At 60.5% G+C, this 24434-nt stretch carries 19 protein-coding genes; 8 read left to right on the forward strand and 11 right to left on the reverse strand.

Annotation, left to right across the window (positions count from 1 at the left end; translation table 11 throughout):
• Positions 1-34: 34 nt before the first annotated feature.
• The 3 genes from AB0N72_RS09420 to AB0N72_RS09430 all read right to left on the reverse strand — a co-directional run bounded on the left by AB0N72_RS09420 (position 35) and on the right by AB0N72_RS09430 (position 2826).
• Entirely contained in the window at positions 35-175 is a 141-nt protein-coding gene (locus tag AB0N72_RS09420) for a hypothetical protein (protein WP_363932317.1), read from the reverse strand.
• 603 nt (positions 176-778) lie between these two features.
• On the reverse strand, positions 779-1360 hold the full coding sequence (locus AB0N72_RS09425; protein WP_363932319.1) for a histidine phosphatase family protein: 582 nt from the start codon (positions 1358-1360) through the stop codon (positions 779-781).
• Positions 1357-2826 carry a CCA tRNA nucleotidyltransferase gene (locus tag AB0N72_RS09430; RefSeq protein ID WP_363932320.1) on the reverse strand — a complete coding sequence of 490 codons (1470 nt, stop codon included), beginning with the start codon at positions 2824-2826 and terminating at the stop codon, positions 1357-1359. Before AB0N72_RS09430 ends, AB0N72_RS09425 begins: the two co-directional genes overlap by 4 nt.
• Positions 2827-3022: 196 nt before the next feature.
• Between AB0N72_RS09430 and AB0N72_RS09435 the strand changes: the two genes are divergently transcribed.
• The 5 genes from AB0N72_RS09435 to trxA all read left to right on the forward strand — a co-directional run bounded on the left by AB0N72_RS09435 (position 3023) and on the right by trxA (position 8922).
• Entirely contained in the window at positions 3023-3526 is a 504-nt protein-coding gene (locus AB0N72_RS09435; protein WP_363932638.1) for an NUDIX hydrolase, read from the forward strand.
• 26 nt (positions 3527-3552) lie between these two features.
• Positions 3553-5565: a murein biosynthesis integral membrane protein MurJ gene (murJ, locus tag AB0N72_RS09440; RefSeq protein ID WP_363932321.1), complete on the forward strand. Its 2013-nt coding sequence runs from the start codon at positions 3553-3555 to the stop codon at positions 5563-5565.
• 140 nt (positions 5566-5705) lie between these two features.
• Positions 5706-7376 (forward strand): ABC transporter substrate-binding protein, encoded by a 1671-nt coding sequence (locus AB0N72_RS09445; protein WP_363932323.1) that lies wholly within the window; start codon positions 5706-5708, stop codon positions 7374-7376.
• Positions 7377-7604: 228 nt separating this feature from the next.
• Positions 7605-8561: a thioredoxin-disulfide reductase gene (trxB, locus tag AB0N72_RS09450; protein ID WP_363932325.1), complete on the forward strand. Its 957-nt coding sequence runs from the start codon at positions 7605-7607 to the stop codon at positions 8559-8561.
• A gap of 34 nt (positions 8562-8595) precedes the next feature.
• Positions 8596-8922, forward strand: coding sequence for a thioredoxin (gene trxA / locus AB0N72_RS09455; RefSeq protein WP_014923339.1), 327 nt, complete (start codon positions 8596-8598; stop codon positions 8920-8922).
• A 5332-nt stretch (positions 8923-14254) separates the two neighbouring features.
• Here trxA and AB0N72_RS09460 read toward each other — a convergent pair.
• The 8 genes from AB0N72_RS09460 to rpmH form a co-directional block, all read right to left on the reverse strand.
• Complete coding sequence (locus AB0N72_RS09460) at positions 14255-15505, reverse strand: ParB/RepB/Spo0J family partition protein (RefSeq protein WP_363932328.1); 1251 nt, start codon at positions 15503-15505, stop codon at positions 14255-14257.
• A gap of 67 nt (positions 15506-15572) precedes the next feature.
• On the reverse strand, positions 15573-16628 hold the full coding sequence (locus tag AB0N72_RS09465; RefSeq protein WP_363932330.1) for a ParA family protein: 1056 nt from the start codon (positions 16626-16628) through the stop codon (positions 15573-15575).
• A gap of 87 nt (positions 16629-16715) precedes the next feature.
• On the reverse strand, positions 16716-17366 hold the full coding sequence (gene rsmG / locus AB0N72_RS09470) for a 16S rRNA (guanine(527)-N(7))-methyltransferase RsmG (protein ID WP_363932332.1): 651 nt from the start codon (positions 17364-17366) through the stop codon (positions 16716-16718).
• 4 nt (positions 17367-17370) lie between these two features.
• Complete coding sequence (locus AB0N72_RS09475) at positions 17371-17922, reverse strand: R3H domain-containing nucleic acid-binding protein (RefSeq protein WP_363932334.1); 552 nt, start codon at positions 17920-17922, stop codon at positions 17371-17373.
• On the reverse strand, positions 17922-18899 hold the full coding sequence (gene yidC / locus AB0N72_RS09480; RefSeq protein WP_363932335.1) for a membrane protein insertase YidC: 978 nt from the start codon (positions 18897-18899) through the stop codon (positions 17922-17924). Before yidC ends, AB0N72_RS09475 begins: the two co-directional genes overlap by 1 nt.
• 16 nt (positions 18900-18915) lie before the next feature.
• Entirely contained in the window at positions 18916-19329 is a 414-nt protein-coding gene (gene yidD / locus AB0N72_RS09485; RefSeq protein ID WP_363932641.1) for a membrane protein insertion efficiency factor YidD, read from the reverse strand.
• Position 19330: 1 nt separating this feature from the next.
• Positions 19331-19741: a ribonuclease P protein component gene (gene rnpA / locus AB0N72_RS09490; RefSeq protein ID WP_363932337.1), complete on the reverse strand. Its 411-nt coding sequence runs from the start codon at positions 19739-19741 to the stop codon at positions 19331-19333.
• Between the two features lie 41 nt (positions 19742-19782).
• The gene (gene rpmH, locus AB0N72_RS09495; RefSeq protein WP_011776797.1) at positions 19783-19920 is read right to left on the reverse strand and encodes a 50S ribosomal protein L34; all 138 of its coding nucleotides are present in this window, start codon (positions 19918-19920) and stop codon (positions 19783-19785) included.
• Between the two features lie 467 nt (positions 19921-20387).
• On the opposite strand from rpmH, the gene dnaA reads away from it, so the two are divergent.
• The 3 genes from dnaA (at position 20388) to gnd (ending at position 24430) form a co-directional block, all read left to right on the forward strand.
• Complete coding sequence (gene dnaA / locus AB0N72_RS09500; protein ID WP_018778482.1) at positions 20388-21806, forward strand: chromosomal replication initiator protein DnaA; 1419 nt, start codon at positions 20388-20390, stop codon at positions 21804-21806.
• Positions 21807-22371: 565 nt separating this feature from the next.
• Positions 22372-23496 carry a DNA polymerase III subunit beta gene (dnaN, locus tag AB0N72_RS09505; protein WP_011772783.1) on the forward strand — a complete coding sequence of 375 codons (1125 nt, stop codon included), beginning with the start codon at positions 22372-22374 and terminating at the stop codon, positions 23494-23496.
• A gap of 49 nt (positions 23497-23545) precedes the next feature.
• Complete coding sequence (gnd, locus tag AB0N72_RS09510; protein ID WP_363932341.1) at positions 23546-24430, forward strand: phosphogluconate dehydrogenase (NAD(+)-dependent, decarboxylating); 885 nt, start codon at positions 23546-23548, stop codon at positions 24428-24430.
• Positions 24431-24434: the final 4 nt, after the last annotated feature.

Consider the following 24434-nt stretch of genomic DNA (forward strand, 5'->3'; position numbering starts at 1 on the left):
GCATCTGAACTCCTTCGTGGCCGGCTCAGGGGAATCAACGGATGAGTCCCATCTGGTGCAGGACAACGTAAACGTCTTCACGGCGCTGGTCGAGCAGCTGGCCGTTAAACAGTGTGCGGTCCTTGGGAGCATTGCTGCTCTTGTAGAAGCGCATCTCTTCGGGGCGTTTTCGCATGGTTCACCTCCTTTCGAGGGTTCACAGCCGGAATTCGGATACACCAAATAGGACCCAGGATTCCAATGGGAAATAAAGGCCAAAAAGGGTCACAAATAACCGGGAAAGAAAAGGTAATAAAGCGGACCGAATCGGGAAACCCGAATTCTCGTGCACAATTGCGCGTGCTTCCGGCAGTCGACCCAACAAGAAGCTGGTTCCGAACTATGGGGAAACTGCGCACCCGCGGCATGCTGCGTAGGTCCGCGCCTGCAACTGACTACTCAACCATCCCAAGAAGGAAGGCCGTCAAGAACACCGCCGGCAGTATGCCGGCCCGGTGAATCAGGAGTGGGTCAGAGAGTTAAAAATGGCGTCGATCATCAGCAGAGGCCGGGGTAGCAGTGACGGTCAACTTCCGTCCGCTAGTCAAAGTAATCATTTTCCCAACCTCCTTTTCCGGCCGTTACAGCCTGCTGTGGCATCTTCCCGGATGACTGACCGGTGAATGCGCGCCTGGTTCCCGGCGGGTCGCTCTGGGAACAAGATATAAGCTACCCCATGCCGAGGGAGTTTGACCAGCAAAATTGGCTAATTCGCAAAAAGTTTTTCAGAATTAGTGTTTTAGAGGCCCCAGCGGACAATTGCGGGCGTCCGCTTATCCCAACCGAGCGTGCAAACCTTCGCCGTTCCGAGGATGAAATGGCGCCCTTCACGCGCATCCATTTCCAGCCAACGCGCCGTGAGAATCCGCGAGAAGTGTCCGTGCGCAACAACAAGTACGTTGTCCATCCCTGATTCCAGGACCCGGCTAATGATCTTGTCCGCGCGTGCAGCTACTTCGTCCAACGTTTCCCCGTTCGGGACGCCATCGGTCCAGATGAGGTAGTCCGGGTTGTCCTTGCGGATGAGGTCCGAGCTGATGCCTTCATAGTCGCCGTAGTTCCATTCCACGGCCAACGGCTCGTGCACCGCGTCCGGGTAGCCGGCGAGTTCGGCGGTCCGGCGGGCACGGCGCAACGGCGAGGTCAGGACGAGGTCGAAGTCGATTCCTTCCAGGACTTTGCGTGCCTCAACGGCCTGCTGCTCGCCCTCTACGGTAAGGGGGAGATCCGTAAGTCCTGTGTACTGGCCGCTTTTGGACCATTCCGTCTCGCCGTGGCGAAGGATCCAAAGTTGCGGACGCGGGGAAGTCACTGCGTTCATGAGGGCTCCTCAGTTTCGGTCAAAGGCTCGACGACGGCGGACTCGGGTTGCGCTTCCCACCAGGCCAACAGCTTCTGCCGGGCTTCCTCCGGGGACAGCGGACCATGTTCCATGCGCTCTTCCAGGAGGAACTTGTAGGCGCGTCCGACGACGGGCCCGGGCTTCAGTCCCAGGAGTGCCATGATCTGCGCTCCGTCCAGGTCGGGCCGGACGGCTGCCAGCGATTCCTGTTCCAAAAGCGCCGCGATGCGGTGCTCAAGGTCATCGTAGGCGAAGGACAAACGGTCGGCCTTGCGCTGGTTACGCGTGGTGACGTCCGAACGGGTAAGGCGATGCAGGCGCTCCAGCAGGGGACCGGCATCGGTCACGTACCGGCGAACAGCGGAGTCGCTCCAGCCTGCGTCTCCATAACCGTAGAACCTCATGTGGAGCTCAACCAGGCGGGAGACGGCTTTGATCGAGTCGTTGTCGAACCGCAGCGCCTTCATCCGCTTCGCGGTCAATTTCGCCCCCACCACGTCATGGTGGCGGAAGCTCACCGCGCCGCCCGGTTCGAAACGGCGCGTAGCCGGCTTGCCGACGTCGTGCATCAACGCAGCGAACCTCAGCACGAAGTCGGGGCCGGGAACCGGACCGTCAGGACCCGTTTCCAGCGCGGCAGCCTGCTCCAGGACCTGCAGCGAGTGCTGGTACACATCCTTGTGCCGGTGGTGTTCGTCGGATTCCAAGCGCAGGGCGGAGACCTCCGGGAGCACGAACTCGGCCAGCCCGGTGTCCACCAGCAGGTCGATTCCCACGCGCGGGTGCGCTCCGTTAATAAGCTTGACCAGCTCTTCCCGCACACGTTCCGCGGAGATGATCTTGATGCGGTCCGCCATTTGCGACATGGCGAGCCGGACGTCGTCGTGGACTGACACGCCGAGCTGGGACGCGAACCGGGCTGCCCGCATCATGCGCAGGGGATCATCGGAAAAGGATGCTTCCGGCGCGCCGGGGGTAGCAAGTTCAGAGGCATGGAGGTCGCGGACACCACCGAAGGGATCCACCAGCTCCAGGCTCGGCAGGCGCAAGGCCATGGCGTTGATGGTGAAGTCGCGGCGCAGGAGGTCATCGGTCAAGGAATTGCCGAACGCGACTACCGGCTTGCGGGAATCGGGGTCGTACGCCTCGGCTCGGTACGTGGTGATTTCGATCTGGAAGCCGCTCTTGCGCATTCCGATGGTGCCAAAGGCGCGGCCGATTTCCCAGAAGTTGTCCGCCCACTTCTTAATGACGGCGATGGTCTGGTCCGGCGTGGCGTCTGTGGTGAAATCAAGGTCCGGGGACGTCCTGCCCAGAAAGAGGTCACGAACGGGCCCGCCTACCAGGGACAGCTCGAATCCGGCATCGACAAAGCGCTGCCCGAGGTCGAGCACCACCGGATCGATGGTGAAGTTAACAGAAGAGCTGTCCAATACGTGCGCCATAGTTCCTTAAGCTTGGCAGATCTTTGTGCTGCATTGGGCCACTGTTCCATGCGAAATCAGGCATGCGTCCGCCAGCCGTCTCCCGCAGTCCATCTTGTGGCCATGTCCCGGTCATCACTCCGGGGCAAGAGTCGTTAGAGTGGACCACATGGCCAACCCGATTCCGAGCGCTCCCGGCAGGAGGACAAACGCACCGTTGCCGTCGGCAATCGGCGCGCACGTCGCGCCTGCCCCGCAGCACCCGGTGCAGGCCTCGCTTCCCACCGTTGAGGAAGTGTCCGCGGGTGGCGTTGTTGTTGACACGTCCGACGGCGAACTCCGGGTTGCGATCATCGCCCGCCTTAACAGGGGTGGCCGGCTCGAGTGGTGCCTGCCGAAGGGCCACCCGGAAGGCCGCGAGAACAACGAGGAAGCTGCGGTACGCGAGATCGCCGAGGAAACCGGCATCGAAGGCAGCATCCTGGCGCCCCTCGGCAGCATCGACTACTGGTTCACCGTCAGCGGCCACCGCGTCCACAAAACCGTGCACCACTTCCTGCTCCGCGCAACAGGTGGCGAGCTGACCATCGAGAATGATCCGGACCAGGAAGCCGTGGATGCCGCCTGGGTTCCCATCCACGAACTGGCCCGCAAATTGTCCTTCCCGAATGAACGCCGCATCGCTGATTTGGCACGGGAAGTGCTCCCCGAACACCTCTGACCCGGGTACATGGGACGATAAAGGCGATGTCTGAAGCCAAAACAACCCAGTCCGTTCAATCCGGAGAAGCACGTTCCAGCGCCATCATGGCTGCGGGAACGCTCGTTTCCCGGTTCCTTGGCTTCGCCAAAACCTGGATGCTCGGTGCCGCCCTGGGCCTTGGCTCCACGGTCAATGACACGTTCATTAACGCGAACAACCTGCCGAACCTGATCTTCCTGCTGGTGGCCGGTGGCGTCTTCAACGCCGTCCTGGTTCCGCAGATCATCAAAGCCAGCAAGGCTCCTGACCGCGGCGCGGACTACCTCAGCCGCCTGCTGACACTGGCCGTCCTGGTTCTCCTGGCACTCACTGCCTTGGTGACCCTCGCGGCGCCGCTCGTCATCGACCTCACCACCCAGGGATACTCGGAACAGCAAAAGGCCTTGGCGGTCACCTTCGCCCTGTGGTGCCTCCCGCAAATCTTCTTCTACGGGCTCTATGCCCTGCTGACCCAGGTCCTGAATGCCCACGGCGCGTTCGGCCCGGCCATGTGGGCGCCCATCCTTAACAACATCGTGGCCATCGCCGGCCTCGGGTTGTTCATCTGGATCCTCGGCGCCAACATCTCCAACCCCCACACGCTGGACAACTGGGGTCCCACCCAAACGTTCCTGCTTGCCGGGTTCTCGACGTTCGGCGTCGTGGCGCAAACAGCCATCCTGCTCATCCCGGTCTTCCGGTTGCGCCTGGGTCTTCGTCCCCGCTTCGGCTGGCGCGGCGTTGGACTGGGCCAGGCAGCCAAGTTGAGCATCTGGACGCTGGCCACTGCCGCCGTCGGGCAATTGGCGTTCCTGTACGTCATGAGGATCGCCACCATTCCCGGCGCCGAGCGTCTCCGCCTGAACAACGCCGGGGACACTGCGGCTGCCGCTGTCCTGCCCGGTAACGCAGTCCTGGAAGTGGCAAGCCAGCTGTATCTGTTGCCGCACTCGATCATTGCCCTGTCCCTGGCCACCGTGCTCTTCAACCGCATGACGCGGGCATCTCAGGATGGCAACAAGGCCGAACTGCGCGATGCCCTGTCCCACGGCCTCCGCACCATGGCCGTGGCCACTGTCTTCGGCGCCCTGGCCTTGTTTGCCCTGGCTGGACCTTTGGGCATGTTCTTCTCCGGTGGTGAGCCGCAGGACGGCGTCATGCTGGCCCAGACACTCACCATCCTGGCCCTCAGCACGCCGTTCCTGAGCGCAAACTTCATGATGTCCCGTGTGTTCTACGCCAACGAAGACGCGCGCACGCCCCTGTATGTCCAGTTGTGGCTGGCCGTGATTTACGTTGTGGGCGCCTTCTTCATCCAGTTCCTCCCCGTGGGCCAGATCATCTACGCGATCGCCATTCTTTACACGCTGGGCAATATTCTGTCCGTGGTGATCAGCGTGGTGTTCCTGCGCCGCTTGCTGGGTCACCTCGACGGTCCGCGCATCGCAAACTCGTACATCCGTATGGGATACGCGGGGCTGGGATCGGCGCTGGCCGGCGCTGCGGCGCTGTGGCTTCTTGGTTCCTACCGGGCCGATGGCTTCGCGTGGAGCAGCCGCCCGGCCGCCCTGGTGACGGTCGTCGTCGTCGGGCCTGTCATGCTGCTCGCCTACCTTGTCCTCCTGCGCGTCTTCCACGTCACCGAACTTCGCGACCTCCTGCGTCCGCTGATGGGCCGATTGGGTCGCGGCGCACCCGCGCCTGTTGGCGCTGCAGCTGAACCCGCGACGGCGGCGCGCGCCACGGTCTCGGACGATACCGGTCTGATTCCACGCATCTCGGGCGAGTTCGACGCCGCGTCTTTCCGCGCCGGTCCGGCAGTTGCACCGCAGCGTGCCCCCGAACCTGCAACCGATGAACCCGATGCCCCCAAGAGCTATCTGCCGGAGGAAGACGAACCCAGCACAGCGAGGGGTGGCAGGTTCCGTCCAGCGGTGCCGCTTCCGGGCAGGCGGACCTACCAAGGCGACGCCGGCCGGAATCCATACTTCCCCGTCGGGCGAAACCGCAGGAACTAGGCCGGTGCTGCCAACATGGGCGGCGGGCGGCAATCCGCTAGGCTAGAAACGAATATAGGTAGTTGCAATAGCGGTTCAACCGGCTCGCCGGACGAGCCACGTGCAGGACCCGCAGCTCCCGGACAGCCTAGGAGGAACACGTGTCCCACCCGATCGACGTCGGATCAGTACTTGGCGGCCGCTACAAGGTCACGGCCAATGTGTTGACCTCGCATGACCAAGATCAGGTGCTCGACGGCGTGGACCAGGTCCTCAACCGTCCCGTGAGCATCCTTGTTGCAGGCCCTGGAAACGCAGAGCAGGTGGCCCAGAGTGCCCGCGAAGTAGCCACGGGGGAACGCCCCGGGCACGTCCAGATCCTGGATCTGGGCATCAGCGACAACACCACGTACCTGATCACCAACCACAGCACAGCTCCGGACCTTCTGGACCTGGTGGTGGCCACCAACCCGCCGTACATCGAGCCGTTCTTCACGGAAACGCTGGGCAGCGAGATCTTCGGCCAGGCACGCACCTACGAGCCCGAAACCTACGACGGCCTTTACGAGGACGACGAGCACGAGGCCGAGTACATCCAGTACGACGAAAACGGCTACGCCATCACCCCTGAGCAGGATGACCAGCCCGAGTCTGCGGCACCCACCCGCAGCGCACCGCACGTGCCGCCGATGCCGGCGTCCAACCCCTCGTCCGCAAAGAGCGGCATCGCAGGCAAGCTGGCTGCTGCCGCCGCCGGGGCAGGTGCAGCGGGTGCTGCTGCCGCTTCCGCATTGAAGAACGCCGGTTCGAGGAATCACGACGCCGGCGCTGGCGCTGCGGGTGCGGGCGCCTCGGGCGCGGGTGCTTCGGCTGCCGAGCCGCCGACCCAGGCCGTATCTTCGCAGCCGGTTCCTTCCCGAGCGGTTCCCTCCGAGGCCGTTCCTTCCCAGTCGGTTCCGAGCCGTGAGCAGTCGCCTGAGCCCAAGGTTTCCCTCTGGTCCGAAGAGGATTATGGCTTCACGGAAGCTGGCGCAGCGGCGGGCGGCGCATCTGCTGCGGGCACGGCGGCTTTCAACCGTGGCGGCGATTCCGGTTACGACCGGGCAGCAAGCAGCTTCCCGGCCACGTCTGCTGCAACGGAAGACTATGCAGACGACGAAGAGGTCTACGAGGAGGACGCTCCCGAGAAGGAGCCGCGGTCCCTGCGTTGGCTCGTAGGTGGACTCCTGGCAGCTGTGCTGATCGTGGGGCTCATCCTCGCCGTCACCAACTTGGGAAGCCTCCTGCCCAGCAACAAGCCCGCCGCAACCCAGAGCACAGCTGCCCCGGAGACTTCCGAGACTCCCAGCGAAGAACCGCCGCCCTCTGAAACTCAGGCGCCTGCCGTTCCGCCGGCCATCGAGGAGATCACCCGCCTCGGCAACTTCCCGTTCGCGGCCACGTTCGATAAGGACCTCGGCAAAGCCTTCGATGGCAACGCTGCAAGTTACTGGTCGGACATGGAGTTTGCCTCGGCGAATTGGGGCGGGCTGGCCGAGGAAGTGCCGCTCATGATCAAGCTGAAGGAACCGGCGGACGTTAAGTCTGTGGTCCTTAACCAGCTCGGCGGCTCGGGCGGAAGCATCAGCGTCTTCACCAACGATCGCCCTGCCATGGACGGTGCCAAGCTTGTGGGCACCAACAGTTTCACGTCCCCGGAACTGACCATACCGCTGGCAACTCCGACGAAGGCCCAGTACGTCATTGTTGTCATCAAGGCGCTGCCGAAGCTTGCCGCACCCAAGACGCAGTACGGCTTCGGCCTCCGCCTGGCTGAAGTCGACGTTCAGTAGCCCACCCAACTGAGTAGCAGAAGGGGCCGTTTTGATTCGTCAGAACGGCCCCTGCTGCTATCTACATTGGCGTCACCGCTTAGATATGGCATGTGTTCAGACGGTACCCTGAATGTTGGTGGCTTTTAGGGTCCCCAACTCCAACGGAATATTTGGAACGCATCAGGGGTTGAGTCAGGTGGCTGCCCCGAAAGCCGCAGCATCGACTAAGGAAGAGGTTCACGCCACGTGAGCATTGCAGAAAACAGCGCATCGCAGGTGCGTGACGTCATCATCGTAGGTTCAGGCCCTGCCGGCTACACAGCCGCCGTTTACACCGCCCGCGCCAACATGAAGCCTCTGCTCATTGCTGGTTCCGTCACTGCCGGCGGCGAACTGATGAACACCACCGACGTTGAGAACTACCCGGGATTCCCGGACGGCATCATGGGTCCGGACCTCATGGAGAACTTCGAGAAGCAGGCTGCCCGTTTCGGCACTGAAATCCAGTTCGAGGATGTCACAGAGCTGGATCTCGACGGCGACATCAAGACCGTGACCATCGGCACGGGGGAGACCTTCCAGGCGAAGGCCATCATCCTGTCCACTGGCTCGGCGTACCGTGAGCTGGGCCTGGCCAACGAGAAACGACTTTCCGGCCACGGTGTTAGCTGGTGTGCAACCTGCGACGGTTTCTTCTTCAAGGATCAGGACATCGCTGTCATCGGTGGCGGTGACTCCGCCATGGAGGAAGCACTGTTCCTCACCAAGTTCGCCAAGTCCGTCACCGTTGTACACCGCCGCGACACACTGAAGGCGTCCAAGATCATGGGTGACCGCGCCCAGGCCCACGAGAAGATCAACTTCGTCTGGAACACGGCTGTTGAAGACGTTCTCGGTGAGGACAAGGTCACCGGCCTGAAGCTGAAGAACCTGGTGGATGGAACCGAGTCCGAGCTCGCCGTCACTGGCGTGTTCGTGGCCATCGGCAACGATCCGCGCACTGACCTGGTGAAGGGCAAAGTCGAACTCACCCCCGAAGGCACCATCGCCGTCGAGGGTCGCAGCTCACGTACCAACATCAAGGGTGTGTTCGCTGCGGGCGACGTCATCGACCCCACGTACCGCCAGGCCATCACGGCCTCGGGTTCCGGGTGTGTCGCCGCCCTCGACGTCGAGCACTACCTCGCAGACCTGCACGCCTAAGCTGCATCCAAGCAACCATACGAAGGGAAAAGTTATGAGCAACGCAAAAGACGTAACTGACGCAAGCTTCAGCACGGATGTCCTGGCTTCCGAGAAGCCAGTCATCGTGGATTTCTGGGCAGAGTGGTGCGGGCCTTGCCGCAAGCTCGGACCCATCCTCGACGAGATCTCCGTTGAATACAGCGAGAAGGTCGACGTCGTAAAGCTGAACGTCGACGACAACCCGGCCATCGCTGCCGAGTACGGCATCACGTCGATCCCTGCTGTGTACTTGTTCAGCGGGGGAGAAGTGAAGAGCACGGTCATCGGCGCCAAGCCGAAGCAGTTCTTCGAAAAAGAGTTCGCGGACGTTCTGTCCTAGGTTTCTCAAAAACCGGACGATCTGAAGCCGGCGGTTCTGCTCCTGAAGGGGCGGGACTGCCGGCTTTTTCGTTTGAAGCTATGAAGTAAACCGTTGCAGTTCTCATTCTTCTTATTGGTTCTTCTGGAAGCCTCAGGGACTCAGTTTTAGGACAACGGGGTTCCCCTTACCCGGAGTAGGGGAACTCATGTGTCTCTCGTCCGTCCCACCCCTCGCACCGCGCTCGACTTCCGGTTATTGTCGTGCATCGCGCTTCAGTGCACCCCGATGAACATGCACGAGACTTCGCATCGCACCGAGATGTTGTTAGGTCGTAGGATTTACGGTTTCCGGGGTCGGGTCCGGGTCGCCCCTGGTACTGCCGCTATGTCACTTTCGCTCTTGCCGGAAGCGGCGCGGCGGCTGTGTTTACCGTGCATCGACTGCCTCTTGATCGGGGACTTCTGCTACACCTCAAGTGCCTCCATGCCACAAATAGTGCGTGTGGCCGGGCAATCGGCAAGCATTCCGCCCAATGTACGGCCTGGGCTGCGACTAGCCCGTGATCTCTTGCGCCGAAAACACTGGCCGTGCCTGTGGCTAGACGATTGGTGTGGATCACTGTCTGGCACCTCCATACACGGAGGACTGCTCCTTCTCAGCTTCTGTGCACCTACTTGTTTCACGTGAAACTGGCGAGAACGTGAATATCAGCGTCGGTGGCAAGTCATGTTTCACGTGAAACACCTCTTCTGGCTTCCTTGAGCAGCACACAGATTTCCTTTTGCTGCCAGTCCGAAATCGAGCTTCAATCAGAAATTGCTGACAAAAGGACCGCTTCCGCACGACACGCCGGCGTCCGCTCATACAGACCCTGCGTTCCAGAACTTCATCCGCCACGTTTGCGCCTTGGAGCGACCACGCTGCCCCAAGCCACTCAGAGCGCTCAGTCGACACTCAGGGGTCTAAGCAGAGGCCCCTACAGCCGTGTCGGATGGAGCTAGCGGGCTCTAAAAGAGGACCGTGATTGCCTCAGGAGCACGGAAGTGACTTCCCTTCAGTGCAAATTCAGCGCGCAACTCCATTCGGCGTTCCTCGGGATCGTTAACTCCAAGGTGAAGTTCTCAACATCACCAGTCGAGTGCTGGGGACCATATTGGGCAACTAGCACCCCAAAGCCGTGAAGCCTGGAAATGAACGACACTAAAGCGTCTGGTGGGGGCGCGCAGAGCGATCCCATGAGCGGCCCTAGAGCTTCAACGCCAGAGGGGCCTGACAGCTTTCGCTAATGGATCTGATTAGTCAACTGGGCTGCAGAGCCTCGGGAGATCCATAAACCGACGAGGCAGCGGTCGCATCATGAATGCCCAATGGCCGCGCTCCCAGGTAGCTTCTCTGCGCGTGGCTGTCATGCCCTTCCGTACGCCCTGTTTCACGTGAAACCATGCTTCTCGGGAGAGGTAGTTGAGGTTGAGAGGAGCGCTGCCGACATTTGGCTCGCGTGGTGTAGTGTTTCGACTGTCCTGCGCTATAGCTTGCTAGGGCTGGTCCGGAGCTTTCAAAGTGCGCTGCAGGCCCCCACAGCCGTAGCGCGCGGCTCAATAGGTAGGGAGCAAAGGAACGAGCCCCTACGTCAAACATATGGAGTGCCGCGAGTAGGCCAACGCCACGCGTGCCCTCCTGCACGCCTAGAGTTCTAGTTGGTGCTTCTGCCAGCTCGAACTTCTTGGGAATCAGCCCCGGATCCAACGCCTGCTGTTCTGGAAGGCGACCCGCTGGCCCTAGCTGACTAGGAGCAGTAGGGGTACCCCGCCTTGCAGCACCAACGGGGAGTTCGTCCTGGACGTGCACGGCCTGGCGAGCACCGGGTTCAGCACCCTCTACACTCTGCATGCCTAGGCGCGGGGTTCGACCTCACACTGTCATGTTTCACGTGAAACGAGACCCACCTGGGCCGCGGAGGCAGAGCTGCTTACTGACGTGAAGGATGACGCCCGGACACCGATCAATCACAAGAAGCACCGTGAACTGCAGCGGTGCGCCATGACATCACACCCGACCGAGTCGAATAGGCCGCCTCAAGAGCTACGCCACTTCACCCAGGGTCGGTCGGGAACCACTCACGCCAACCACGCACGTTCGGAGCTGCCACCTGCCATATGCCACCTGCCCTACTGCGAACCAGGCGTGCCACCGAAGGAGAACAGTCAGGCCCCTTCCAGTAGACCTCGCGGTATAGCGTAGGGGCGGTTTATACGAACTTGTCAGGCCTCAGGCCGTCGCACCGAGACATCGGATGAATATGACGTGCGCCCGATGTTCTCGGACACTCTAGCTTTCAAACAGGTGATCATAGGACCCGTTGTCCCCAAGGGTCTTGTGAGGCCGGGGACCCACATCACTCCTAGAATGCGCCCAACGAAACTCATGGGGTCGGTGAGACATACCGACGAGTTCCTACCGAGGCGCCGAAATTGCAAGACTCCTTTAGCTCGCCACCAATTCCCACAGAGTTATCCGCAGGGGAGGGTGATCTTATGCACACAGTTATCCACAGCCTTATCCCCGGCCTTGTGATGGGCCAGTAGCGACAGAGCGAGTCGAACCGAATGACCAGACGGCATACGAGCAGCCACTAGCAATCCACACTTCACTCGCCCATGCGACACTGCGGCGCTGTCTAACCAAATAGGCCGAAATACAATGCGCTGACGTGTAAAACGCATCCATAGTTCGCAGTTGGTAGTATCTAGGGCTTCGCGGTTCACCGTATTTTGTCGGAGGCGCTCATTGACCCACTGAACGGACGTATCCAGTCCCTGCAGGCGCCGTCGTACTGCGAAGCAGCGACGGTGGGTGGCCGTCTTTTCCCCAATGTTATCCACAGGGTTATCCACCGCGATATTCACAGTCGGCATCGGCGCGCAACACGGATATGCGCGGAGGGCGTTAGGAGCGTTTCACGTGAAACATGGCCTCACACGGGGCCCTCCGTAAGTCCGGTCCTGACGCGGCACTACTCCGTGAGGCATCCTCAGCCCCGTCGGTTGTCAGTATCAATAGGTGTGGATCGTAGGCACTCTGCAAAGCCACCCTCAACTTTTCTCTCCAGTCACGACAACATCTGATGAATCGACCCTTGCCTGCATGGCTCCCACTCGGAGGTGACGCTGTACGCGACGGTGAGGGGGAGGAGCGCCAGCCCCCGAGGGGCGCATCGGATCCACCCGTATGGACCCATGGACCGTTCCCGCTCCACCTCTCAGGGCGGAGTAGAACCCATAAAGAGACCAATAAACACCCGTGAAAACTAGTCCGTCGTTTGGTAGTAGCTCCCGCCCCCTTAAGGCCGGCCACTGCTCGATGGGGGGCATCCTGAGTAGTGGGACACTTCAACGGAGAATGGGCCCAATCGCACGACCAGGCGGATGCACTCGAACGGCATCTACCGGACGGCGCGCATACATGGATTCCGAGCGCATGGCGATCTTGTTGGTTCCTACGGCACTTGTGCTCACAAAATGGGTCACGAGCCCACTGCGTTCGTTTGAGTCCCTAGCTGGCGGCACGTTTATGGGCGCTACCGACCGAGCTACGAGCGAGGTGAAAATGCGCGGGTATGGTTGGAATTTGAAGCGGGTCCGATTCAGAATGTGCTGCCGACGCAGAGTTCCTACTCACCTCCAGCTCACGCGCCAACAGCGCCTAAACGCGGCAGCAAGACCGCGCCCTTGGAGGTCTTGCTCCAGGATACGTCGCGGCTCCTCGGAGAGGGGGCGGACCATTCCACGTAGCGACCTCGGCCAAAGCGCCGGAGACGGCGCCGCCACCTCCTGTCGTGAAACCGTCATTTTTACCGCCCGAAGTACCTCGTACGCTCGAGAGCACGGCAGACACAGTCACCCAGCGCGGAGCAGCAACCCATGAGCGCCGCGGGAGAAGGGGAGTACGGGGTGCATTTGCGCCTAGCGACACCAAGTTTCGTTCCTGGCCAAAGTTTAGCTCAGACGCCGTCTCGCCAGCCCAGGGGACTACCCGCACGCCAAATGGACGAATTGCTAGGGAGGTCTGGTCACCTGATCCACGTATCGCTGAGGAATCGAATCACCGAACCAAACCCTGTTGGGCGCCCCTCTCGGCCCAATAGAAGTGCCGCACCGAGAGGCTCTATGTCGGGCCAGGCTTGGAGTCCGGGTCAGGCGCGGGGAGGTGACGATGTCCTGATGGCAGCCCCAAATCCGGTGCCTGAGTCTTGGCTCAGCCGCATTTCTCCATGTAATGGGTCGGCGCCCGGCGCCGCGATATATGGAACGTCTATTGGTCCTCTGGACTTCTGATTTGAATCCTCTTTAGGCTTCTTTTCCTTGCTTCGCACCTTAGAGACAGGCCACCACGGACAACAGAGTTGAGCTCATGCCGGTCACACCGGTCGGTCAGGACATAGATACGCTATCGTTCCGGACGTTCGGGGCTCCCCAACTGCTACATTCCGGGCCCCTTGTATGTGGGCAGGGTATGGCGGTCGCTCCACCCTATGGGTACAAATAGACACAGTTACGGCTACTATTCCTAGGTAGTGAGGGGGATGTGCATGTTTCACGTGAAACAGGAAGCCATATGCGGTCCTTCGCTACTGTCCTACGACGTGCGGGAGCGCGGATATCATCGGCACGTATGGACTAACCGGTAGCGGTCTTCACCCCTTTTTACACTGCAAGCAGCAGCACCGCTGGGGGCCTGAGTCATCCGTGAATAACCTAGCGCTGCGTCGCTCCACCCCTGCTATGGCAACAACTGCGCTCACGATCGTGTCGGTTTAGTCGATAGCCCTGCTTCCGAGCAGGCTCTCTTCCCTGCAGATAATGCATGTTTCACGTGAAACGCCCTTAGCTCACCAGTTTCCCGGCTTCCTTCGGTTCAACGTCTCAGAAGAATTACGGCAGAGCAATACGCTAAGACGGGGTAGTGGCTGCGAACCGCGGCCCAGCGTAATTCGTTTCACTCCTCTTAAGCTTCCCTAAGGGAGACTGCGCACTCTTTGCCACTGGATCAACGTTTCGCGCCAAGGGTGCACCACGGCCAACGGAGTAATTGGGCGGAGTCCTTCGTGTGGTTCACGCAAAACAGGGAGTCAGAAACTGCTTTCTACCGACCGAAAGGCCAACACAAGGGTTACAGGCGAGCTAAAGTTGCGCCGGTACCGCGTCCACCCACGTTTCACGTGAAACAGTCCGGCCTTCTGCAGATTGAAAGTCCTTTATGGAGGAACTACCGTCTGGCGCTTCCTCCACATCCAAGGAAAAGCAAAGGACCCACTCTAAGAATGGGTCCTTCTCGTCAAAGCCAATCCGATTCAGTCCTCGGAGCCGGGCCCCAGAACATCCATAATACGGTTAAGGTCTTCGACGCTCGCGAATTCGATGCTAACCCGTCCCTTTCGGGCTCCCAGGGTGATTTTCACATTCGTATCCAAGCGGTCCGAAAGCGATGAGGCCAGGTAATCGAGTCGCTCATGACGGGCATTCGGCTTGGGAATGCTGTTCTTCGCAGGCGTAGTGGGGTCCTGGTACAGCGTCACGGCCTCTTCCGTAGCGCGCACCGACATACCCTCCGCTACGATCCGCTGAGCGAGGCGTTCCATTGCGGCGGCATCGGGAAGAGACAAGAGCGCCCGCGCGTGACCTGCCGACAGAACGCCGGCGGCTACCCGTCGCTGTACCAGCGGCGGAAGCTTGAGCAGGCGGAGCGTGTTGGATACCTGGGGCCGTGACCGGCCAATACGGTCCGCAAGCTGTTCATGAGTGGTCCCAAAGTCCTCGAGGAGCTGCTGGTAAGCCGCAGCCTCTTCCAAGGGGTTCAACTGGCTGCGGTGCAGGTTCTCCAGCAATGCATCACGGAGGAGGTCATCATCTGTGGTGTCACGGACAATCGCAGGGATTGTTTCCAGTCCCGCGGCTTGCACTGCCCGCCACCGACGCTCGCCCATGACGAGCTCGTAGGGTTCTCCACCTTTTTCGGTTGAAGTACGTACAACAATTGGCTGGAGGACGCCGATTTCCCGAACGGAGTGCACCAGCTCGGCCATGTCGTCTTCATCGAAGACAGAACGAGGCTGTTTGCGGTTCGGATGAATGTCTCCGACGGGAATCTCGGCGAATCGGGCTCCCGGTACTTCCACCAATTCGACGTCGTTTGCTTGAGGTGCAGCGGATGCTTTCCCGGCGGCCGATGGCGTCTGGACATCAGCAGCGGCGGCGGGCTCCGGCTGCTCGACTACCAAGGCCTCAGCGGGTGTCGCACGCGGAGCACCCGGCTTGGCGGCAGGCGTCTTCGCAGCCGCAGCTTTTGCGGGTGCTTTGGCAGCAGCTTTAGTAGCCGGAGCCTTGGAGGTGCGAGCCTCTGCAGATGACTTGGCTGAGGCGGTGCTCTCAGATCCTTCGACGTCCTCACGAACGGCCTCGGCCGCGGGTTCTGCCGTCTTCCGCGCTTCAGGGAAAAACAAGTCCACGGGACGGGAGGGAGCGGCACCGTTTCCCTGGGCCGCAGCCGAGCTGGGAATGAGAGCCCCAAGACCCCTGCCGAGGCCCCTTCGCTTTTCGCTCATTGATTCATCCCTCCGATGGAATAGCCGGGCACGGACTGGCCCAGGCTGTTGCAGTGTTTCAAGAATTCTAGCGCTCAGCGATTTCGGCGGCGGCTTCCATATAGGACAGCGCGCCGCTCGATGAAGGATCGTACGTCATGACCGTCTGCTGGTAGCTCGGCGCCTCGGAGATACGTACCGAGCGCGGCACCACGGCGCTGAGCACCTGCTGGGGGAAATGCTGACGGACTTCCGACGCGACTTGGGCGGCAAGGTTTGTCCTGCCGTCATACATGGTCAAGAGGATCGTGGAGACCACCAGATCGGCGTTGAGGTGCTTCTGGATCATCTCAATGTTCTTCAGGAGCTGGCTCAGTCCTTCAAGTGCGTAGTACTCGCACTGGATGGGAATGAGAACTTCGCTGGCCGCGCAGAAGGCATTGACCGTGAGCAGGCCGAGGCTGGGCGGGCAGTCAATGAAGATGAAGTCCAGGCGGCCTTCACCGTTCTTCTCGCGCTCCTTGGCATAAACGTCGATGGCGCGGCGAAGCCGCTGCTCACGCGCCACCAGCGACACGAGTTCGATTTCTGCGCCGGCCAGATGAATGGTGGCCGGCGCGCAGATCAGATTCGGGATGTCGGGGCAGGGAGCCACGACGTCTTTCAAAGGGAGGTCGTTGATGAGGACATCGTAGATGCTGTCCACATCGGCATGATGCTCGATTCCCAACGCTGTGGACGCATTTCCCTGGGGATCAATATCGATCACCAGCACGTTGAGCCCTGCTGATGCCAACGCAGCGGCGATGTTCACGGTGGTGGTGGTCTTGCCAACTCCACCCTTCTGGTTGGAAACCGTGAAAATACGTGTTCCGTCCGGCTTTGGCAGCTCCCGGCCGATCAACCGTTCACGGCGCCGCGTTTCATTGGCGAGCTGCCGTGCGATTGGGCTGGAATCATCGATGGAATCCATGACGTTCTGCACTCCATCTGAGACGGTTTCACGTGAAACTGCAGCATTTGAAACTGAATTAGTATTCACGATCGCGGACTGGAGGGACGCAGAGGGTGTAGCCATGGCCCGCGCGGACCCCAAAGACATAAACGGGGGAATCCGCTGCGTGGAGGTTTCACTACTGCCCACTGGTCACACTCTCACTCTCATTCGGCGCTTGCTGCCGTTCTCTAGCCTAACCGCTCAGCCGCCGACACGCGGGAAACCAAGCGGGATCTACGCCGTCTTTCCGTGCTTCTTGACGATAATCCTCACCACAGTGGTGGGTTCCTCCAAGAGCTCCTGTCCGCAAACCACAACGGAGGTTTCCACGCCGCCGAGCCTACGGATGACTTTGCTGGCTTTCTCAATCTCTTCAGCAGCGCTGCGGCCCTTGATGGCAACCACCTCACCATTGCCGTTCAGCAGCGGGATAGTCAGCCCGGCGAGGTTCGTCAGGGCTGACACAGCCCTGGCGGTTACGACGTCGGCGTCCACCATGCCGACGGCCAGTTCGGCACGGGTCCGCATGATGGTGACGTTGTCCAAGCCCAGGTCATCCACTACTTCCTGAAGCCAGATGACACGACGCTCCAGGGGCTCAATAAGGGTCAGTTCGAGATCCGGCCGGGCGATCGCAAGGCACAGTCCAGGCAGTCCCGCGCCGGATCCGACGTCGGCTACGTGGCTGTCATGCGCAATGGCGGACTCGATGACGGCACAGTTGAGGACGTGCCGGCTCCACAAGCGGGGGATCTCGCGCGGGCCGATCAGCCCACGCTCCGTGCCAGAAGTAGCCAGATGTTCAACGTAGCGCTTGGCAAGATCCAAACGCTCCCCAAAAATCTTCTCTGCCGCTGTCAGTTCAGCTGCGGTGATTTCGACCATGGGCCTAGTCGGCAGAGACGACGATGTGGCGGCCAGCGCCTTCGCCCTCGGACTCGGAGACGAAGCCAAGATCAGCTACGGCGTCGTGGACGATCTTGCGCTCGTAAGCACTCATCGGTTCCAACGCGACAGTTCCGCCGTCTGCCTTGACCTTGGCCACGGCGTCCTCGGCGATCTGCTGCAGGACGCCGGCGCGCTCCTTGCGGTATCCGTTGATGTCGAGCACCAGGCGTGAGCGGGTTTCAGTTGCGGAGAGAACGGACAGCCGGGCGAGTTCCTGGAGGGCTTCAAGGACTTCACCGTCGCGCCCAACAAGGCTGTCCAGGGCATCCGATTCTTCATCGGTACCGATGGAAATGTAGGTACGTCCATTGCGGACCTCAATGTCGATGTCGCCGTCGATGTCGGCGATATCAAGAAGTTCTTCGAGGTAATCGGCGGCGATGTCGCCTTCCTCTTCCAAGCGGCTGGCCGTCTTGGATTGCGTCTCTTCCTGGGAGTCGTCCTGGTCTTCAGTTACGGCGGTGGTAACTTCTTCGGTGCTCTCGGCAGACATTACTTCTTCTTCCTGTTCTTACGTTGTGGCTGGACGCGCTGTGCCCGGATTTCTGCTGCCGCGGCCGCAGCAGCTTCGGCTTCAGCAGCGGCGTCGGCAGTCTTCTTGCCACCCAGGAGCGGGGGCAGGCCCTTGGCTGCTCGGCGCTCTTCGAGAGCCTTCGCTGCGGGGGATCCGGGAGTGGGCATGCGGCGAATGACGAAGAACTGCTGGCCCATGGTCCAGAGGTTGGTGGTGGTCCAGTAGATAAGGACACCGATCGGGAAGTTGATGCCACCAATACCGAACACGAGCGGCAGGATGTACAGCATCATCTTCTGCTGGCGCATGAACGGGCTGGCCATGGCTTCTTCGGACATGTTCTTGGCCATGATCTGCTTCTGCGTAATGAACTGCGAGGCAGTCATTGCAAGGATCATGATGATGGAGAGGGTCCAAACGGCAACTTCCGTACCCGGTACCCCACCGTGGAGCAACGATGCCGACAGCGGCGCACCAAAGATGCTCGACTGATCGAACTCGACGACCTGTTCGTGGCTCAGCGCGCCGATGCCCTCGCCTGCGTTCTTTGCAGTCGAAATACCAGACAGCACCTGGAACAGGGCGAAGAAGAACGGCATCTGGATCAGCATCGGCAAGCATGCGGAGAACGGGTTGGTGCCGTGCTTCTTGTACAGGGCCATCTGCTCCTGAGCCATGGCTTGGCGGGAGAGCTGATCGGTCTTGCCCTTGTACTTGGTCTGCAGCTTCTTCAGGTCAGGCTGCAGCAGCTGCATGCCGCGCTGCGCCTTGATCTGCTTGACGAACACAGGAATCAGGGCGGCACGGATCACCAGCACCAGGCCGATGATGGACAGCGTCCACGTCCAGCCATTCGCGGCCGGCAGGCCAATGAAGCTCAGTCCGTCGTGGAAGCCAACCATGATGATTGACACCAGCCACTTGAACGGAAACATGATCGTTCCAAAGAAGTCCATACGATATCCCTATTCGTTAGGCCGCCGAGCGGCCTTCTTCATCAGCCTGAGCAGCCAGGAACTGGTCCGGATTGTTCAGTACAACAATTGTGGGCGTCCGGCCTTCGGGCCAATGACGGTGGCCGGCGGGGACATGGTCCACTCCACCAGCGTTCCAGGGGTGGCATTTGGCGAGCCTTTTGGCTGCGAGCCAGCTTCCCTTCACGGCGCCATGCACCGTTACTGCTTCCAAGGCGTAGGCCGAGCAGGAGGGAAAGAAACGGCAAACCTGGCCGTACAGGGGCGAGATCACCTTGCGGTATGTCTTCAGCAGGATGATGAGGATGTTGCGGGGCAGCTCCCAGAGGAAGGTACCGACCGCTGCCGAAAGGCTCCGCTGGGGAACCTTCCCGGAGGGCTCGCTTAAGGAAGGAACGACGGCGGTGCTCATGTCATGCACGCGGTGTCCCTTCCGTTGTGGTGCCGTTGTGTTCGGTCGAAGCCTTGCGCGGAACTGAGCCACCCAATCGCTTCGTCGTCACTGCCAGTGCGGCGTTGTAGTCCGAGAGCAACTGCTCCCAGCTCGCATTTGCAGCTGCGGGCAGTGCCCGGACCACGACCGCCAGGCCCGTTCCATGCGTGTGCAAGGAAAGTGCGCCTGCTTCTCTCAGTCTCCTCTTAACGAGGTTCCTGGTCACGGCGTTCCCGACGGCTTTGGAGACAATGAAGCCGATTCGACTCGGCTCCCCGGCTCCGATAGGAGCCGTATATAACACTAAGTTCCGGCGTCCATTGCGGACGCCGGAACGTACAGTTGTTGAAAAGTCGGTAGACGTCCGCAGACGGTTAGGGGTGGCTAGCACCGTCGAACCCGCAGATAGACCCTGACCGACAAGTCAGTTATTTACGCCGACAGTTCGACGCGGCCCTTGCCGCGACGGGCAGCCAGGATGGCGCGGCCGGCACGGGTGCGCATACGAAGGCGGAAGCCGTGCTTCTTGGCCCGACGGCGGTTATTCGGCTGAAAAGTCCGCTTGCTCACGTTAGTTACTCCAGTGGATCAAAGGTGCGCCCACCCGATCAAAAAAGGGGAAGAACTGGCCGACGCTAAGTTTTGTATGTGCCTGCCGCCGTTGCCTTCCGCACGGTGAACGTACGGGGTTACAACTGATCTCAAAAGCGGACACAAAGGACTTCACAACGTTAGGGCAAAAAGACACCCACAGTCAAACCGGGAGCCTGGCGCCCGCCTGTCCACAGGTGTGTCCAACACAGCTTTCCAGCCTGTGGATGAAGTGGCTCACAGCCCGCTTTAGCGAACCACAACCGTGTAATTATCCACAGGCAACTTCCCAGCTATCTTCTGGCGATTCCATCCCCTAGAGTGGCTCAGTAGCCCATTGTCCACCCGCTGTGCATAACTCTGTGGATTAACGCCCGGAACTGCGCCTGCCGGAGACACCCTCGGCTGCCAGCAACGCCGGCAAGCAAGTATTTAGGAACTGATTGATGACAGTAGACGAAGCCAACCACGCCAACACTGTCGGAAGTTCCTGGCGCAGGGTGCTGACCCTCCTGGAACAAGACGACCGGGTCACACCCCGCCAACGTGGTTTCGTCATCCTCGCCCAGGCCCAGGGCCTCATCGGTTCAACCTTGTTGGTGGCCGTCCCCAACGAGCTCACCCGCGAAGTCCTCCAGACCCAGGTCAAGGATGCTTTGGATGACGCCCTTCGCAACGTCTTCTCGGACGACATCCGCTGCGCAATCGACGTCGATACCGACCTCGTGCCCGTGCACGCAGAGCCGGAACCCGCCGTCGAGCTTTCCGCTGTTCCTGACTTCGCCGAACCGAAGCCGCAGCCGACGCCGCCAAGTACCTCCCATGAATTCGGTCGACTGAACCCGAAGTACATCTTCGACACTTTCGTGATCGGTTCCTCGAACCGTTTTGCGCATGCGGCGGCCGTCGCTGTGGCAGAAGCGCCGGCCAAGGCGTACAACCCGCTGTTCATCTACGGCGACTCCGGCTTGGGCAAGACGCACCTGCTGCACGCAATCGGCCACTACGCCCGCCGGCTCTACAGCGGCATCCGCGTCCGCTACGTAAATTCGGAGGAGTTCACCAACGACTTCATCAACTCCATCCGTGATGATGAAGGCACCAGCTTCAAGACCACCTACCGCAACGTTGACGTCCTCCTGATCGATGACATCCAGTTCCTCGCGGGCAAAGACCGCACCCAGGAAGAGTTCTTCCACACGTTCAACGCCCTACACAACGCCAACAAGCAGGTTGTCATCACCTCGGACCAGCCGCCCAAGATGCTGGCCGGCTTCGAAGACCGCATGACATCCCGCTTCGAGTGGGGCCTCCTGACGGACATCCAGCCGCCGGAACTCGAAACGCGTATCGCCATCCTTCGCAAGAAGGGACTCAGCGAAGGCCTCTCAGCCCCTGATGATGCTTTGGAATACATCGCGTCCAAGATCTCCAGCAACATCCGCGAACTTGAGGGCGCACTGATCCGCGTCACGGCTTTTGCAAGCCTCAATCGCCAGCCCGTGGACGTAGCCCTTGCCGAGATGGTCCTCAAGGACCTGATCACCGACGACGGCGCCCAGGAAATCACGGCGAAGCAGATCCTCGACCAGACAGCTGACTACTTCAAGCTCAGCATGGAGGAACTCTGCAGCAAGTCCCGCACGCGCACTTTGGTGACCGCCAGGCAGATCGCCATGTACCTCTGCCGTGAGCTCACGGACATGTCACTGCCGAAGATCGGCCAGGAGCTTGGTGGACGCGACCACACAACCGTGATCCACGCGGACCGCAAGATCCGCGAACTGATGGCCGAGCGTCGTGTGATTTACAACCAGGTCACTGAACTCACCAACCGGATCAAACAGCAGCAGCGCGACTCCTGAAATCCACACCGCGCCCGCCACTACATACCTTATTAACAGGTGCATGTGGATAAGCCTGTGGATAGTTAAGGGGACAAGCGCGGTTAATGGGCTTAAAACCCTTAAGCCGTCTGTGGATCGTTAAAAACCGGGTTTGGAGTTGTCCCCATCCACACCCTGTTTAAAACCCAGTTAACGCACAGTCCATGAACAGCCCTTAACCGCGGATCCAAGCGCCAGGATGGGGTTATCCACAGTTTCCACAGCAGTTATTAACACTACGAATCCCAAAAAATTGAAATCCCTCAAATAACAATCTCGTTCTCCCGCGCTTCGAGCCCGGCCAACGGCCAGGCCAAGGCCAGCCTGCGGCTGTCCACATAGGAGGGGTCCGGGCAAACGGGGATGGGTTAATCGCGGATCTTCCGGCTAAGCTGTCAGCAGCGCTCCCATCCTCGGGTCTTGTTTGTAGTTCGTTCAGTGCGGACCATGCAGGTTCCGTTGCCGGACTGCGAAGATTTAGCGGGTTCCAAGCCGGGATCCGCAGCTACTACATGGCAGCAGCAATGAAAGGCGGCACCCTTCCGTGAAGTTCAGAGTCGACCGCGACGTCCTGGCAGAAGCCGTTACGTGGACCGCGCGGTCGTTGTCTCCGCGGCCGCCCGTACCTGTGCTTTCCGGCCTTCTCCTCAAAGCCGAGGCGGGCACCGTAAGCCTCTCGAGCTTCGATTACGAGACCTCGGCGCGCCTTGAGATCCCGGCTGATATCGCGGTCGAGGGCACCATCCTGGTCTCCGGCCGCCTTTTGGCAGACATTTGCCGCAGCCTCCCTTCGGCTCCGGTCGAGGTAGAAACGGACGGCAGCAAAGTCACCCTCACCTGCCGCCGAAGCAGCTTCCACCTGGCAACCATGCCTGAATCGGAATACCCGGCATTGCCTGCGCTTCCCGCCATCAGCGGCACCTTGCCCGGGGATGCCTTCGCACAGGCCGTTTCCCAGGTCATCATCGCGGCAAGCAAGGATGACACTTTGCCCATCCTCACCGGCGTCCGCATGGAGATAGAGGATGACCTCATCACCCTGTTGGCCACGGACCGGTACCGGCTTGCCATGCGTGAAGTCCCTTGGAAGCCGGTCACTCCCGGCATTTCCACCAGTGCATTGGTGAAGTCCAAGACCCTCAACGAGGTTGCCAAAACGCTCGGCGGCAGCGGCGACATAAACCTGGCCCTCGCCGACGACGACAGCCGGCTCATTGGGTTCGAAAGCGGCGGACGTACCACCACCTCACTGCTCGTGGACGGCGATTACCCCAAGATCCGCTCGCTCTTCCCGGACTCCACCCCGATCCACGCAACCGTGCAGACCCAAGAACTGGTGGAGGCTGTGCGCCGCGTTTCCCTGGTTGCCGAGCGCAACACCCCTGTCCGGCTCGCCTTCACCCAGGGCCTGTTGAACCTCGACGCCGGTACCGGTGAAGACGCACAGGCTTCCGAAGAGCTGGAAGCACAACTGTCCGGCGAGGACATCACAGTGGCCTTCAACCCGCACTACCTCGTTGAGGGCTTGAGCGTTATCGAGACCAAATATGTGCGTTTTTCCTTCACCACAGCGCCCAAACCGGCCATGATCACGGCCCAGGCTGAAGCCGACGGCGAAGACCAGGACGACTACCGTTACCTCGTGATGCCGGTCCGTCTTCCCAACTAGCCGGTACTTCACCACCCGCCCACCGCTTTCGCAGAAAAGAGTCCACGCTGTGCACATTGGATTGATCGGCCTTGGAAAAATGGGTTTCAACATGCGGGAGCGCATGAGGAACGGGGGCATTGAGGTCACAGGTTTCGACCGCAATCCCGACGTCACGGACGTTGCTTCGGTGGATGAGCTCATTGCCGCCCTGCCCATTCCGCGAATTGTGTGGGTCATGGTTCCCTCTGGCGAGATCACTGATGCGGTTGTGACAGAACTCGGCGAAAAGCTCAGCCCCGGCGATATGGTGATCGACGGCGGCAACTCACGTTTCACCGAAGACCAGAAGCACGCTGCCGCACTTGCCGGGAAGGGCATCCGTTTCGCGGACTGCGGCGTCTCCGGCGGCGTTTGGGGTCTCCAGAACGGTTATGGCCTCATGGCCGGCGGGGCCGAGGAAGATATCGAACTTGCCATGCCGATCTTTGACGCACTGCGTCCTGAAGGCGAGCGGGCAGACAGCTTCGTCCACGTTGGTGGCGTTGGCGCAGGGCATTACGCCAAGATGGTGCACAACGGCATCGAGTATGGCCTCATGCAGGCATACGCCGAAGGATACGAACTTCTGGCAGCCAAGGACATCGTCAAGGACCTTCCGGGAACATTCCGGGCATGGCAAAAGGGAACGGTTGTCCGGTCCTGGCTCCTGGACCTCATGGTCAAGGCACTCGATGAAGATCCGGGCCTGGCTTCCATCGATGACTATGTCGAAGACTCCGGCGAGGGCCGCTGGACCGTGGAGGAAGCCATCGCCAACGCAGTTCCGGCACCGGCCATCACCGCCGCGCTTTTCGCACGCTTTGCCTCGCGTGAGGACAACTCACCGGCCATGAAGATGGTTTCCGCTTTGCGTCACCAGTTCGGCGGACACGCCACCCGTCCGGCCAACTAGGCCG

The sequence above is a fragment of the Paenarthrobacter sp. NPDC089307 genome (assembly GCF_040685055.1).
Lineage (GTDB): Bacteria > Actinomycetota > Actinomycetes > Actinomycetales > Micrococcaceae > Arthrobacter.